Origin of the sequence: Pseudomonas sp. TH21, assembly GCF_016651025.1 — a bacterium.
Taxonomy (GTDB): domain Bacteria; phylum Pseudomonadota; class Gammaproteobacteria; order Pseudomonadales; family Pseudomonadaceae; genus Aquipseudomonas; species Aquipseudomonas aylmerensis.
Map to the genome: position 1 here is coordinate 5,381,992 of NZ_JAEKEQ010000001.1, position 14,177 is coordinate 5,396,168.

14 protein-coding genes are annotated in these 14,177 nt (G+C 60.9%); 5 read left to right on the forward strand and 9 right to left on the reverse strand.

What is annotated here, in order from left to right:
• Window positions 1-56: 56 nt before the first annotated feature.
• Window positions 57-812 carry a methyl-accepting chemotaxis protein gene (locus JFU04_RS30750; protein ID WP_371920689.1) on the forward strand — a complete coding sequence of 252 codons (756 nt, stop codon included), beginning with the start codon at window positions 57-59 and terminating at the stop codon, window positions 810-812.
• 135 nt (window positions 813-947) lie between these two features.
• Here the strand turns inward: JFU04_RS30750 and JFU04_RS23810 are convergent, their stop codons facing one another.
• The gene (locus tag JFU04_RS23810; RefSeq protein ID WP_201145812.1) at window positions 948-1,511 is read right to left on the reverse strand and encodes an NAD(P)H nitroreductase; all 564 of its coding nucleotides are present in this window, start codon (window positions 1,509-1,511) and stop codon (window positions 948-950) included.
• Between the two features lie 139 nt (window positions 1,512-1,650).
• On the opposite strand from JFU04_RS23810, the gene JFU04_RS23815 reads away from it, so the two are divergent.
• From JFU04_RS23815 to JFU04_RS23825, 3 genes are read left to right on the forward strand one after another with little or no spacing between them, the layout of a single operon-like run.
• Window positions 1,651-3,090, forward strand: coding sequence for a di-heme oxidoreductase family protein (locus JFU04_RS23815; RefSeq protein WP_065908743.1), 1,440 nt, complete (start codon window positions 1,651-1,653; stop codon window positions 3,088-3,090).
• Between the two features lie 31 nt (window positions 3,091-3,121).
• Window positions 3,122-4,186, forward strand: coding sequence for an imelysin family protein (locus JFU04_RS23820; RefSeq protein WP_065908742.1), 1,065 nt, complete (start codon window positions 3,122-3,124; stop codon window positions 4,184-4,186).
• 2 nt (window positions 4,187-4,188) lie between these two features.
• Complete coding sequence (locus JFU04_RS23825) at window positions 4,189-5,286, forward strand: DUF1513 domain-containing protein (protein WP_201146443.1); 1,098 nt, start codon at window positions 4,189-4,191, stop codon at window positions 5,284-5,286.
• Window positions 5,287-5,341: 55 nt separating this feature from the next.
• On the opposite strand, the gene JFU04_RS23830 is transcribed toward JFU04_RS23825, so the two are convergent.
• The 5 genes from JFU04_RS23830 to colR form a co-directional block, all read right to left on the reverse strand.
• Entirely contained in the window at window positions 5,342-5,569 is a 228-nt protein-coding gene (locus JFU04_RS23830) for a hypothetical protein (RefSeq protein WP_065908738.1), read from the reverse strand.
• A complete protein-coding gene (locus JFU04_RS23835) occupies window positions 5,566-6,285 on the reverse strand; it encodes a lipopolysaccharide kinase InaA family protein (RefSeq protein ID WP_106802715.1) in 720 nt (239 codons plus the stop codon). Before JFU04_RS23835 ends, JFU04_RS23830 begins: the two co-directional genes overlap by 4 nt.
• Window positions 6,286-6,289: 4 nt before the next feature.
• Window positions 6,290-6,970: a class I SAM-dependent methyltransferase gene (locus JFU04_RS23840; RefSeq protein ID WP_065908735.1), complete on the reverse strand. Its 681-nt coding sequence runs from the start codon at window positions 6,968-6,970 to the stop codon at window positions 6,290-6,292.
• Window positions 6,971-7,158: 188 nt separating this feature from the next.
• Window positions 7,159-8,439: a sensor histidine kinase gene (locus JFU04_RS23845; protein WP_201145813.1), complete on the reverse strand. Its 1,281-nt coding sequence runs from the start codon at window positions 8,437-8,439 to the stop codon at window positions 7,159-7,161.
• Entirely contained in the window at window positions 8,429-9,112 is a 684-nt protein-coding gene (colR, locus tag JFU04_RS23850; RefSeq protein ID WP_003175870.1) for a two-component system response regulator ColR, read from the reverse strand. Before colR ends, JFU04_RS23845 begins: the two co-directional genes overlap by 11 nt.
• A gap of 201 nt (window positions 9,113-9,313) precedes the next feature.
• Between colR and JFU04_RS23855 the strand changes: the two genes are divergently transcribed.
• Window positions 9,314-11,263, forward strand: a complete 1,950-nt coding sequence (locus tag JFU04_RS23855; protein ID WP_201145814.1) for an LTA synthase family protein — start codon at window positions 9,314-9,316, stop codon at window positions 11,261-11,263.
• A gap of 168 nt (window positions 11,264-11,431) precedes the next feature.
• Here the strand turns inward: JFU04_RS23855 and groL are convergent, their stop codons facing one another.
• The 3 genes from groL to JFU04_RS23870 all read right to left on the reverse strand — a co-directional run bounded on the left by groL (window position 11,432) and on the right by JFU04_RS23870 (window position 14,150).
• Window positions 11,432-13,078, reverse strand: a complete 1,647-nt coding sequence (gene groL, locus JFU04_RS23860; RefSeq protein WP_034109202.1) for a chaperonin GroEL — start codon at window positions 13,076-13,078, stop codon at window positions 11,432-11,434.
• A gap of 50 nt (window positions 13,079-13,128) precedes the next feature.
• On the reverse strand, window positions 13,129-13,425 hold the full coding sequence (locus tag JFU04_RS23865) for a co-chaperone GroES (RefSeq protein ID WP_003175874.1): 297 nt from the start codon (window positions 13,423-13,425) through the stop codon (window positions 13,129-13,131).
• 248 nt (window positions 13,426-13,673) lie between these two features.
• Entirely contained in the window at window positions 13,674-14,150 is a 477-nt protein-coding gene (locus JFU04_RS23870; protein ID WP_016971150.1) for an FxsA family protein, read from the reverse strand.
• Window positions 14,151-14,177: the final 27 nt, after the last annotated feature.

Consider the following 14,177-nt stretch of genomic DNA (forward strand, 5'->3'; position numbering starts at 1 on the left):
AGGCGCGTGGTACCGCCGACCAGTCCTCGGCCATCGCGCGCCAGACCAGCGAAGGCATGCAGGTGCAATTCCGCGAAATCGACCAGGTGGCCACGGCCTCCAACGAGATGAGCGCCACCGCCCATGACGTTGCCAACAGTGCATCGAATGCCGCCAGCGCGGCACGCGGTGCCGATCAGTCGGCACGTGAAGGCATGTCAATCATCGAGCAGAGCACCCGCGACATCACCACCCTCGCCGAGGAAGTCAGCAAGGCCGTGGGTGAAGTCGAAGCCCTGGCCGTCAACAGCGAGCAGATCGGTTCAGTGCTGGAAGTGATCCGCAGCATCGCCGAACAGACCAACCTGCTGGCCCTCAATGCGGCAATCGAAGCGGCCCGGGCCGGCGAAAGCGGGCGCGGCTTTGCGGTCGTCGCCGACGAAGTGCGCAACCTGGCCAAGCGTACCCAGGACTCCGTGGAGGAAATCCGCCTGGTGATCGAACGGATCCAGAGCGGCACCCGCGGCGTGGTGGCGACCATGCACTCCAGCCAGCACCAGGCCCAGAGCAACGCCGGGCAGATTCATCAGGCAGTGCAAGCCCTGGGCAAGATCAGCGATGCCGTGACGGTGATCAGCGACATGAACCTGCAGATCGCCAGCGCCGCCGAGCAACAGAGCGCCGTGGCCGAAGAGGTCAATCGCAACGTCTCGGCGATTCGCGGCGTGACCGAAACCCTCACCGGCCAGGCCACCGAGTCGGCGGCCATCAGCAGCCAACTCAATGCATTGGCCAGCCAGCAGATGAAGCTGATGGATCAGTTCAAGGTCTGACTCGGTGGCAAAACCACTGAGAGTCATGTGGGCGCCGGGCTTGTCCGCGATGCGGCCAACCCGGTGTCCCTGACCGAACCGAGTCGATGCTATCGCAGGCAAGCCAGCTCCCACAGAGCGCAGGTCGGCGGTGATTCAGAGACCGGTCCAGGCGCTGACAAACTGTGTCAGGTCTTCTTTAGCGGCCGTACGCGGCGGGTTCTGCGGCGTGCCCAGGTAGAGGAAACCAATCACTTCCTCCTCCGCCGTCAGCCCCAGGCCTTTGGCCACGTGGGCCGAGTAGGACAATTCGCCAGTGCGCCATACCGCGCCAATCCCCTGTGCGTACGCCGCCAGCAAGATGCCGTGGGCCGCGCAGGCGGCAGCGAGCAACTGTTCGGACTTGGGCACCTTGAAGTGTTCCTGCAGGCGGGCAATCACCACCACCACCAGCGGCGCGCGCAACGGGCCGTTCTGGGCCTTGTCGATGACCGCTTGCGCAGCGTCGGGGTCTTGCAGGCGCGCCGCTTCGGCCAGCAGGGTGCCCATCTGCTCACGGGCGGCACCCTCTACGGTGAGGAACCGCCAAGGGCGCAGTTGACCATGGTCGGGCGCGCGCATGGCCGCGGCGAACAGCACATCACGCTGCTCCTGGGTCGGTGCCGGTTCCAGCAAACGCGGCACGGAAACACGGTTGAGCAAAGCGTCGAGAGCCTGCATTGGCCACCTCCAGAAAAAAATGTGCGGTCATTCTAGCGGGAATGAATCGGATTCGAGCAAACGATAATTGCTCTTATTCATTACGCCCTGCCCTGTTAGACTTTGCGCCCATATTTTCAGCCTTCGTTCAGGAATCCTGATGTTCGGTTCGCTTTTTCGCCTGTCCGCAGCAGTGATGGCTTTAAGCCTGACAGCCTGCGATGACGCCCCACGTTTCACCCAGGCAGAGCCTGGTGAAGCGCGTGCCGGCGGCGCGACGACGGTGAACAAGCGCGACCAGAACGCGTTCTCCCTGCCATCGGCCAACCTGTCGCCCACGCGCCGCCTGGACTTCAGCGTCGGCAACAGCTTCTTTCGCAGCCCGTGGGTCATCGCGCCGTCCACCACCACCGCACGCGATGGCCTGGGCCCGCTGTTCAATACCAACGCCTGCCAGAACTGCCATATCAAGGACGGCCGTGGCCACCCGCCGCTGCCCGATGCGGCCAATGCGGTGTCGATGCTGGTGCGCCTGTCGATCCCTCTGTCTATCCAGGAGCAGCCGTCCTACGCCAAGCTCATCGAGCAGGTCGGCGTGGTGCCCGAGCCGGTGTATGGCGGGCAGCTGCAGGACATGGCCGTGCCGGGCGTCGCACCGGAAGGCAAGGTGCGCGTCGACTACACGCCGGTCAAGGTGACCTTCAAGGATGGCAGCGTGGTCGAGTTGCGCAAGCCGGACCTGCAGATCACCCAGCTCGGCTATGGCCCGATGCATCCGGACACACTTTTCTCCGCGCGCATCGCCCCGCCGATGATTGGCCTGGGCCTGCTCGAAGCCATCACCGACGCCGATATCCTGCGCAACACCGACCCGAAGACCGCCGACAAAGAAGCCATCGTCGGCCGCGCCAATTGGGTCTGGGACGACGCCGAACAAAAAACCGTACTCGGGCGCTTTGGCTGGAAAGCCGGACAACCCAACCTCAATCAACAAAATGTTCACGCGTTTTCTGGTGATATGGGCCTCACCACGTCTTTGAGACCCTTTGATGACTGCACCGACGCGCAAGTCGCCTGCAAACAGGCGCCCAACGGCAATGGCGCCGATGGCGAGCAGGAAGTCAGCGACAACATCCTGCGCCTGGTGCTGTTCTACACGCGCAACCTTGCCGTGCCGGCACGCCGCGACGTCAACGCGCCGCAGGTGCTGGCCGGGAAAAACCTGTTCTACCAGGCCGGCTGCCAGGGCTGTCACAAGCCATCATTCACCACGCCAGCCACGGCGGCCGAACCTGAGTTGGCCAATCAGGTGATCCGTCCCTACAGCGACCTGCTGTTGCACGACATGGGCGAAGGCCTGGCCGACAACCGCACCGAATTCAAGGCCGGTGGCCGCGATTGGCGCACCGCGCCGTTGTGGGGCATCGGCCTGACGCAGACCGTCAGTGGCCACACCCAGTTCTTGCATGACGGCCGCGCCCGCAACCTGCTCGAGGCCGTGCTGTGGCACGGCGGTGAAGCGCAAGCGGCGCAGCAGCATGTGTTGTCCTTCAATGCCGAGCAGCGCGCTGCGTTGCTGGCGTTCCTGAATTCTTTATAAGCTTCGCCCCAATTACAGAAGGGAGCTCGACATGTTTCGTCCCAAGTTGTTGTTCACCAGCCTGGCCGCCCTAGCCCTCGGCGCCTGCTCGCCCCAGGACCCACAAGCCGTGACCTCGGCGGCGATCGCCAAGCAAGTGATCCTGCCGACCTACAGCCGCTGGGTTGAAGCCGACCGCCAACTGGCCGTCAGCGCCCTGGCCTACTGCCAGGGCAAGGAAAGCCTGGAGACCGCCCGCGCCGACTTCCTCCATGCGCAAAAAGCCTGGGCCGAATTGCAACCGCTGCTGATCGGCCCACTGGCCGAAGGCAACCGCGCCTGGCAGATCCAGTTCTGGCCGGACAAGAAGAACCTGGTGGGTCGCCAGGTCGAGCAACTGGTCATCGCCCAACCGCAGATCGACGCCGCCGCCCTGGCCAAGTCCAGTGTCGTGGTGCAAGGCCTGTCGGCTTACGAATACATCCTCTATGACGCCAAGACCGACGTCGCCGACGAAGCCCAGAAAGCCCGCTACTGCCCGTTGCTGGTGGCCATTGGCGAACGCCAGAAAGCCCTCGCCGAAGAGATCCTGGCCAGCTGGAACAGCACCGACGGCATGCTCGCGCAGATGACCAAGTTTCCGAACCAGCGCTACGCCGATTCCCACGAAGCGATTGCCGATCTGCTGCGCGTCCAGGTGACCGCCCTGGACACCCTGAAGAAAAAGCTCGGCACGCCGATGGGCCGCCAGACCAAGGGCATCCCGCAGCCGTTCCAGGCCGATGCATGGCGCAGCCAGTCGTCCCTGCAAAGCCTCGAAGCCAGCCTCGCCGCCGCCCAGACCGTGTGGGTTGGCGTCGACAACAAGGGCTTGCGTGGCCTGCTGCCGTCCGAACAGAAGCCGTTGGCCGACAAGATCGACGCCGCCTATGCGGCCTCGCTGAAACTGTTCGCCAGCAACCAGCGCAGCCTCAACGAACTGTTGAACGATGACGCCGGGCGTCAGCAGCTCAACGATATCTACGACAGCCTCAACGTCGTCCACCGCCTGCACGAAGGCGAACTGGCCAAGGCGCTGGGCATCCAACTGGGCTTTAACGCCAACGACGGTGACTGATGATGCTCAGGCGACAGGCTTTGGCGATTGGCAGCGTGCTGCTCAGTGCTCTCACGCTGGGTGGCTGGACGCTGTTCAAGCAGAAAGACAAGGGCCCGCTGCTGCTGTCGGCGCGCGATGATGCGGACGGCAACCACTATGCCGTGGGCTATCGGCTGGATGGCAAGCCGGTATTTGCCACCCAGGTCGGCCAGCGCTGCCACGACATCATCAACCACCCGACACTGCCGATTGCACTGTTTGTCGCCCGTCGCCCGGGCACCGAGAGCTACCTGATCGACCTGCGTGATGGCACGCTGCTGCAGACCATCACCTCGAATGCCAATCGCCACTTCTATGGCCACGCGGTGATTCACAAGAGCGGCGACTGGCTGTATGCCACCGAGAACGACACCTCCGACCCGGGCCGTGGCCTGCTCGGGGTGTACGCGTTCGAAGGTGAGCGGCTGGTGCACAGCGGCGAAATCTCGACGCACGGTATCGGCCCGCATCAGGTGTCGTGGATGCCCGACGGCGAGACCCTGGTGGTGGCCAACGGCGGCATTCGTACCGAAGCCGAAAGCCGTGTGGAGATGAACCTCAATGCGATGGAGCCAAGCCTGGTGCTGATGCACCGCGATGGCAGCCTGATCAGCAAGGAAACCCTCGGCCAACAGATGAACAGCGTGCGCCATATGGGGATCGCCAGCGATGGCACCATCCTCACCGGCCAGCAGTTCATGGGCGCGTCCCAGGAGCGTTCCGAGCTGCTGGCGATCAAGCGGCCAGGGCAGCCGTTCGTGGCGTTCCCGGTGGCCGATGAGCAGTTGCAGGCGATGGGGCATTACACCGCCAGTGTCGCGGTGCACAGCGAATTGCGCCTGGTGGCGTTGACCGCACCACGGGGCAACCGCTTCTTCATCTGGGACATGGACAGCGCCGAGCTGCGCCTGGATGGGCCGTTGCCCGACTGCGCCGGGGTCGGCGCGGTGGCGGATGGGTTTGTCGTCACCTCAGGCCAGGGCCGTTGCCGTTTCTACGATTGCCGGCAGAAACAGCTGGTTGCCAAACCGCTGGAATTGCCGGCGGGGCTTTGGGATAACCATCTGCACCTGATTTGAAGCAAAAAAAAAGGGCCTCGCATCGCAAGGCCCTGTTTCGGGGGTTTGAATCGTTTCAACTCTGCGGCCTCATCCCTTGAGACATCCCAAACATGAACAACAGCAACTCATGATCAGGCTTGACCGCCACACTCGCCTTGGCGACGCGCGGCAACAGGCATTGCCCGCCACCTTGCACCGCGCTGAGTACTTGTGTGCGAGGCTGTTCCCACGCTGCCAGGGCCAGGGCTGCAACGCCCATCGCCCCAACCAGGAACAGACCTCGTGCTATTTCTAGCTTCATCTGGTTAAACCCTTGATAGCGCTGCCAAACGCCGTCTCATAAAAGTAGCTGAGTTTTTCCCAGTCTGTACTGTTCCACGACGAATGGCGGCGCAGTTGCAGCATGTCATGGGAAGCCGCGCGATAAGCGGTCAGGCGCTGGCGGCATTTCTCGAAATCCAGCAGTGCCACTTCAACATTGGCCGAGTCGCCTTCACCCGTCACGCGTACAAAAATGTGCTTGATGTACAGGCAACCATGCTGCCAGCGCCCTTTGTGCATACGCGCCAGGGTGCCAGCCAATTCCTTGAGCAGGCGCTCGTGGACCAACTCGCCATACTGTTCGCGACCACCGGCGGCGTACCAGTTTTCAATCTCGTCGAAGCCCTCCAGGGCGGCCGTGACCAGCAATGCCTTCCAACGGTGCTCGGGGTCGCGACGTGCTTCGCAAAAGACCATTTCCGGCACGCGTACATCCAGGAGGCGCAGGCCCTTGAGTGCATCCCGCTCGCGAAGCACGGTGGGGCGTCCGAAGGGGTGCAGCCAGCTGCGGTAGATGTGTCCGGTCTGGCGCTTGCTGTAGAGCAAACGGCCATTGGCACTCGTTACTCGCTGCACACCACTTTCACCACCACGCCGACGATTGGGTTCCTCGACCCACTCGCCCTGCTGGCGCCAGAAATAATCGAAGCGTTCTTCGGGCGCTACATGACTGCCTGCTACGCACTCAACTGCCATCCTGTTACCTCTTGCGCAATACATACACTCGCCACATGGCGTAGAGCGGTATGAAGTCCAGGGATTCCTGAACACGAAAACCGGCCTGCTCAAACTCTGCTTCAACAGTAGCAGCCGGTAACACAAATCTGTTTTGGTAACCTTCCTGCTCACCTTTTTCGCGACGCTGTCCTTCGAGACGCTTGCGTTTCCACGCTTTGAAATTGCCATCGACCCACAGCGAAATAATCACGCTGTCGCGGGTAACGCGTTGAAACTCCCGCAGTATCGCCAGCCGATGCGCCGGATCACCAATGTGGTGCAACAGGCGCATACAGAAAATGCTGTCGACCGAGTTGTCCGGCAAATCAATATCAAAAGCAGAGGTCTGCAAGGGCCGTACCCGTTTCACCACATCCGCCGGCTGGGCGACCGTCGCCACCTTCAACATCGAGGCCGAATTGTCGGCACCGATGATCACGCGGTTGGGTTTTTCAGCCAGCAGCGGCCAGAAACGTCCGGCACCGCACGGCAGGTCCAGCACCAGGCCAGGCTCACCGGCCATCGCCAGCGCGCCACGGGCCAATTGCTCGTCGCGTTTGTGGGACAACCGGCGAGCCAAATTGTCCTGATGCTTGAGCAAATATTCGTGGGCGTGCTGATCGTCGTACTTTTCGGAAAATTCGAGCTTGATCGGGGTAGACATCAACGGATCTCCAGTTGCTGATGCCTACAACCTTATGCAGCGAGCTGTGATCAACAGGTCAACCCGTTGTGAAAAACTTGTCCTGTCCAATCTCATACATTTCAAGACTTTACAGACACATGCAATAGCATGGGGCCACCTTCGCCGAAGTACGGGGTACTTCGGCAGGATAGCGGCAGGGGATGGGATCAGGGTTTGACCTGACTCAATTCGACATGAAAGCGGCAGCCATTCGGCTCCATGGTACTCAGGCTGACGCTCCAGCCCTGGTTCTCGCAGATGCGCTGGACCAGCGACAGACCCAGGCCCAGGCCATCGCCGCGCTTCTCGTTGCCGCGCACAAAAGGCTCGAACATGGCTTCGCGCTTGTCTTCAGGGATGCCCACGCCGGTGTCCTCGACCACGAAGCCACCCGGCTCCAGGGTCAGGCGGATGAACCCCTGCTCGGTGTAGTGCAAGGCATTGCGCAGCAGGTTGCCCATCACCGCATGCAGAAAGGTGGCGTTGTAGCGCGTGTCCAGCGGGTTGCCGCGCTGATAGATCAACTCCAGGCCCTTGCGCTCGATGGGTTCGCGCCAGATACCGAGCAAGTCGTCGGCGACCTGCTCCAGGCTGACCTGCGGCGACATGGTGCCATCGTCATGCTCGGCACGGGCCAGCATCAGGAAGGTCTGCACCAGTTCGCGCATTTCCTCACAAGCCCGGGCGATGCGCTCAACCTGATTGCGCCCGCGCTGATCGATGGCCGGGTTTTCCAGCAACAATTCGCAAGAACTGGCCAGCACCATCAAGGGCGTGCGCAATTCGTGACTGACATCGCTGGTAAACAACTGCTCGCGGGACAACGCCTGGCGCAGACGCCCCAAGGTGGCATCGAAGGCCACGGCCAACTCACCGACTTCATCGGCCGCGTAGTCCGGCGCCAGCGGCGGCGCCAGACCGAGTAACTGATCGCGATGTCGCACCTGGCGCGCCAGGCGCACCACCGGCGCCATCACCTTGCGGGCCAGCACCCAGCCGAGGAATACCGCCAGCGCCAGGCTGAGCACGAAGCCCACCAGCACCACCGCAAACAATACGCGCTCACGCTCTTCGAAATCGCTCTGATCCTGCAGCAACACATAGCGCCGGCCATCGACCACTTCGACCATGGCGTGGTACGACAGCGCCTCACGAAACACCTCGTGAAAGCCCGGTTCCAGATGCCGCAGGTCCTTGGGCAATTCGAAATCGCCCGGCCCGCCGCTGAAGTAAAACAGCTGGTCCGGTTCGGGTCGGTGCCGCCAATCTTCGACAGTGTCCATCAGCAACAGGCGTTGCAAGTCACCGCCGAGGCCTGCCGAAATCAACTTCTCTTCTACCAGGTGCACCGTCGCGACGATGCCCATGGCGAAGGCTCCCGCCACCAACGCGCTCATCAAGGCAAAGGCGATGATGATCCGCTGGGCAAGGCTTTGCTTAAACTCCATCTCGGCCCTCGGCCAGGCGATAGCCCACACCGTGTACCGTCTGCAGCAACGGCTTGGCAAACGGCTTATCGATCACTTGGCGCAACTGGTGCACGTGGCTGCGCAGGCTGTCACTGTCCGGGCAATCATCGCCCCACAGCGCCTCTTCGAGGATCTCCCGGCGCAGTACATGCGGGCTCTTCTGCATCAGCACCGCGAGCAGTTTCAGGCCCACCGGGTTGAGCTTGAGCAGGCGCCCTTCGCGCGTCACTTCGAGGGTGTCGAGGTCGTAGCTCAGGTCACCCACTTGCAGGGCACGGCGACCGCCACCCTGGGCACGGCGCAGCACGGCTTCGATGCGCGCGGCCAATTCCGACAGGGCAAACGGTTTGAGCAGGTAGTCATCGGCGCCGGACTTGAAGCCCTGCAGCCGGTCATCCAACTGGTCACGGGCGGTGAGCATGATCACCGGCGTGTCGCGACGCGCGTCTTCGCGCAGGCGTTTGCACAAGGTATAGCCATCAATGCCGGGCAGCATGATGTCGAGCACGATCAAGTCGTAATGTTCGGTGGCGGCCAGGTGCAGGCCCGACAGACCGTCCTGCGCGCAGTCGACTGTGTAGCCTTTCAGCCCCAGGTAATCCGCCAGGTTAGCCAGAATATCGCGGTTGTCTTCAACCAATAAAATTCGCATGGGCAGTGTCTCCGTACGCGGTAACGGCCGTGTTGGCTCGCGCAGCTTAAGGCCAAGTGTGGCTCAGGGATAGAGCTGAAAGGCCCGTCGATAAAGGTTTTCAACTGATTGATAGGCTGAACGAGTTTTTCACTATAGCTTCACAAACTGACTACAGTGTCAGGGCGAAGATCGCCCCCCATTGATATAAGGAACATAGACATGGGTTTTGTCAAAACAGCGCCAATGCGCTATTTGCTGTTGATAACCGGTGCCTGGTTAGTGGTATTCCTGCTCACGCGCAGCGTGCTGCTCATCGCTCACCTGGATGAAGTCGGCGGCAATCTGCTGCCGGTGTTTGGCGTGGGCCTGCTCTACGACCTGGGGTTCCTGGCCTATGCGGCACTGCCGTTGGGGCTGTATCTGCTGCTGTGCCCACCGGCCCTGTGGCGCCGCCGCGGCCACCGCTGGTTCCTGCAGGCGGTGCTCACCGTCAGCCTGTTTGCCATGCTGTTCACGTCGGCGGCCGAGTGGCTGTTCTGGGATGAGTTCGGCGTACGCTTCAACTTCATTGCCGTCGATTACCTGGTGTATTCCGATGAGGTGTTGAACAACCTGTTGGAGTCCTATCCGATCGGCAAACTGCTGAGCCTGCTGGCGATGCTTGCGATTGTCTTCAGTGTGGTGTTGCGCAAGCCGTTCAATGCCGCAATGAACGCGCCGCTGCCTGCGCTGCGTAGCCGTGTGGTGAATGCCTTGGCGCTGCTGGTTGTCGCCGGCCTCAGCCTGCAACTGATCAGCCAGGACAGCCCACGCACCCAGGGCGGCAACGCGTACAACAACGAGCTGGCGAGCAATGGCCCGTACCAGTTTTTCGCCGCCTTCCGCAACAACGAGCTGGACTATTCACAGTTCTACCAAAGCCTGCCCACCGAGGTGGTCGCCAAACAGTTGCGCGCGGAACTGAGTGAGCCCAACGCGCGCTTCATCGACCAGGACCCGCTGGATATCCGGCGCGCGATCACCAACCCTGGAACACCGCGCAAACCCAACATCGTGCTGGTGACCATCGAAAGCTTCAGCGCCAAATACATGGGCAGCAATGGCGATGGGCGCAACCTCACGCCCAACCTCGATGCGTTGCGTAAACAGAGCCTGTACTTCAGTAACTTCTATGCCACCGGCACCCGTACCGACCGTGGCCTGGAGGCGATCACCCTGGCGATTCCCCCCACGCCGGGCCGCTCGATCGTCAAGCGCATTGGCCGCGAAAGCGGCTTTGCCAGCCTCGGACAACAACTCAGTGTGATTGGCTACGACAGTGTGTTTGTCTACGGCGGGCGGGGTTACTTCGACAACATGAACGCGTTTTTCAGCGGCAACGGTTATCGGGTGGTCGACCAGAGCAGCGTGCCCGAAGCGGAAATTTCGTTTAAAAATGCCTGGGGCATGGCCGACGAAGATCTTTATCACCAAACCCTGAAACTGGCCGATGCCGATTACGCCAAGCAGCAACCGTTTTTGCTGCAACTGATGACCACCTCAAACCATCGCCCCTACACCTACCCGGATGGGCGCATCGATATCAAATCCGGCAATGGTCGTGACGGCGCGGTGAAGTACACCGACCATGCCATCGGCGAATTCCTCGAGGCGGCCCGGCAGAAGCCCTGGTTCGATAACACGATCTTTGTGTTCGTCGCCGACCACACGGCCGGCAGCGCCGGCAAGGAAGACCTGCCGATCAGCAACTACCAGATTCCGCTGTTTATCTATGCACCGAAGCTGATCGACGCCCGCGAAACCGCACAACTGGCCAGCCAGATCGACTTGGCGCCGACGCTGCTGGGGCTGATCAACCTCAGCTACGAATCAACCTTCTTTGGCCGCAACCTGTTGCAGGACAATCCGTTGCCACCGCGCGTGGTGGTCGGCAACTACCAGCACCTGGGGCTGTTTGATGGCCAGGACCTGGCGATTCTCAGTCCCCGGCTGGGTTTGCGTCGTCACTATCAAGCCTTGGCGGCGAGCCAGGAAGTCCGGGTCGGCAGTGATGATCCATTGATCCAACGGGCGATCACCTACTATCAAGCCGCCAGTTATGGGTTCAAGCAACAATTGCTGAGCTGGAAGCCGCCGAAGCCAGCGGCGCCACAGTTGAGCGAACGCTGACCCCGCAGAAGCGGGCTGGCCTGCGATTACAGTGTGACTGGCACACCTCTTGTCGCGGTCAAGCCCTCTGTCACCAGCAAGCATGAATCCAGACACCCCAGCCCCCATAAAAAAGCCCCGCCTGCATCACTGCAGGCGGGGCTTTTTCAGTACGGGGGTAAGGCTGGCTTACATCATGCCGCCCATGCCACCCATGCCGCCCATGTCTGGCATACCGCCGCCAGCCGAGCCTTCAGCCTTCGGCTTGTCAGCAATCGCAACTTCGGTGGTCAGCAGCAGACCAGCGATCGAAGCGGCTGCCTGCAACGCGGAACGGGTCACTTTGGTTGGGTCCAGGATGCCCATTTCAACCATGTCGCCGTATTCGCTGGTTGCAGCGTTGTAACCGTAGTTACCTTTGCCGTTCTTCACTTCGTTGACCACAACACTTGGCTCGTCGCCGCTGTTGGAAGCGATCTGACGCAGTGGGGATTCAACGGCGCGACGCAGAACAGCGATACCGACGTTCTGGTCAGCATTGTCGCCTTTGAGGTCAACCAGCGCTTCCAGAGCACGGATCAGCGCAACGCCACCGCCAGGTACCACGCCTTCTTCGACGGCTGCGCGGGTTGCGTGCAGGGCGTCTTCAACGCGGGCTTTCTTCTCTTTCATTTCAACTTCGGAACCAGCGCCAACCTTGATCACTGCAACGCCGCCGGACAGCTTGGCCAGACGCTCTTGCAGTTTTTCGCGGTCGTAGTCCGAGGAAGTTTCGGCAACCTGGGCGCGGATCTGGTTGATACGCGACTGGATGTCGCCGTCAACGCCAGCACCGTCAACGATGATGGTGTTTTCCTTGGAGATGGTCACGCGCTTGGCGCTACCCAGGTTTTCCAGGGTGGCGCTTTCCAGGCTCAGGCCGATCTCTTCGGAGATAACGGTACCGCCGGTCAATACGGCGATGTCCTGCAGCATGGCCTTGCGACGGTCGCCGAAGCCTGGAGCCTTGACGGCTGCGACTTTAACGATGCCACGCATGTTGTTCACAACCAGCGTTGCCAGGGCTTCGCCTTCAACATCTTCGGAAACGATCAGCAGTGGGCGGCCGGCTTTGGCAACGGCTTCCAGTACTGGCAGCATTTCGCGGATGTTGGAGATCTTTTTGTCGACCAGCAGGATCAGCGGGCTTTCCAGCTCGGCAACCATGGTTTCTGGCTTGTTGACGAAGTACGGGGACAGGTAGCCACGGTCGAACTGCATGCCTTCTACAACCGACAGTTCGTTTTCCAGGCCAGTGCCTTCTTCAACGGTGATCACGCCTTCTTTACCGACTTTTTCCATGGCTTCGGCAATGATGTCGCCGATGGAGCTGTCGGAGTTGGCGGAGATGGTGCCTACCTGAGCGATAGCCTTGGTGTCAGCGCATGGCTTGGACAGGTTTTTCAGCTCGGCAACAACGGCGATGGTGGCCTTGTCGATACCGCGCTTGAGGTCCATCGGGTTCATGCCGGCGGCGACGGCTTTCAGGCCTTCGTTGACGATCGACTGAGCCAGGACGGTAGCGGTGGTGGTGCCGTCGCCTGCGTCATCGTTGGCACGGGAGGCAACGTCTTTGACCAGCTGCGCGCCCATGTTTTCGAAACGGTCTTCGAGTTCGATTTCTTTAGCGACGGAAACGCCGTCCTTGGTGATGGTCGGAGCGCCGAAGCTCTTCTCGATGATCACGTTACGGCCTTTCGGGCCCAGGGTCGCTTTTACTGCGTCAGCCAGGATGTTGACACCGGTGAGCATTTTCTTACGGGCGGAATCGCCGAATTTAACTTCTTTAGCAGCCATGATCGATATTCCTTAAATACTTTGTAGTAACGGGAAAATGAGCGGGAAAATCAGTCTTCCAGAACAGCGAGAATCTCGTTCTCAGCCATTACCAGCAGGTCTTCGCCGTCGACTTTCACAGTGTTGCTGCCGGAGTAAGGACCAAATACAACCTTGTCACCGACTTTAACGGCCAGCGCACGTACATCACCGTTTTCCAGAGTCTTGCCTGGGCCTGCAGCGACGATCACACCGTGGTTGGCTTTTTCAGCAGCCGAACCTGGCAGAACGATACCGCCAGCGGTTTTCTTTTCTTCTTCGCTGCGACGGATAACGACGCGGTCGTGCAGAGGACGAAGCTTGCTCATTGTCGATCTCTCCTAATTGTGTTTTTCATCGGCCGGTATCGGTACCGGCGGGTTGTATTCCGGCTGTGCCGGTCGCGCCTCGCCAAGCAAGACGCGGAAGTCTGTCTGGTGTCGCCACCAGAAACCTTGCGGTGACCGTTACATAAGGGCGCATAAGCTTATTACAAGGGGCCGGGCAGGAAATTTTTTTGCATCTGCCCGCCTATAAATGCAACACGGCACCCGAAGGTGCCGTGGCAATGAAGCGGTTATTTACTGTCGCGGTGCTCGAACTCGCCTTCGATCACATCACCTTCGCGACCCAGGGGTTGGCGCGGAGCCGGGCCACCACGAGGTTGCAGGTCATCGGCGAATGCACGCTGGCGAATCGCAGCTTCTTCGGCACGCTGGCGCATCTTGCCGGCCAGCAGCTTGCGGGTGACCGGCAGCAACATGACCAGGCCGACCACGTCGCTGATAAAGCCCGGCAGGATCAACAGGCCGCCCGCCAAAGCCATCATCAGGCCTTCGAGCATGGTCTGGGCCGGCAACTCGCCGCGGTTCAGGCTTTCACGCGCACGCAGTGCGGTGGCCAGGCCGGCGACACGCAGCACCAGAACGCCGAGCATCGAGCCGAGAATGATCAGCAGCAGGGCCGGGAAAAAGCCGATTGCACTGCTGACTTGTACGAATACGAACAGCTCCAACACCGGGAACAGCAGAAAGAGCAACAAAAAAGGGCGCATCAAATGGTTCCTCAACGCAAGAATGCC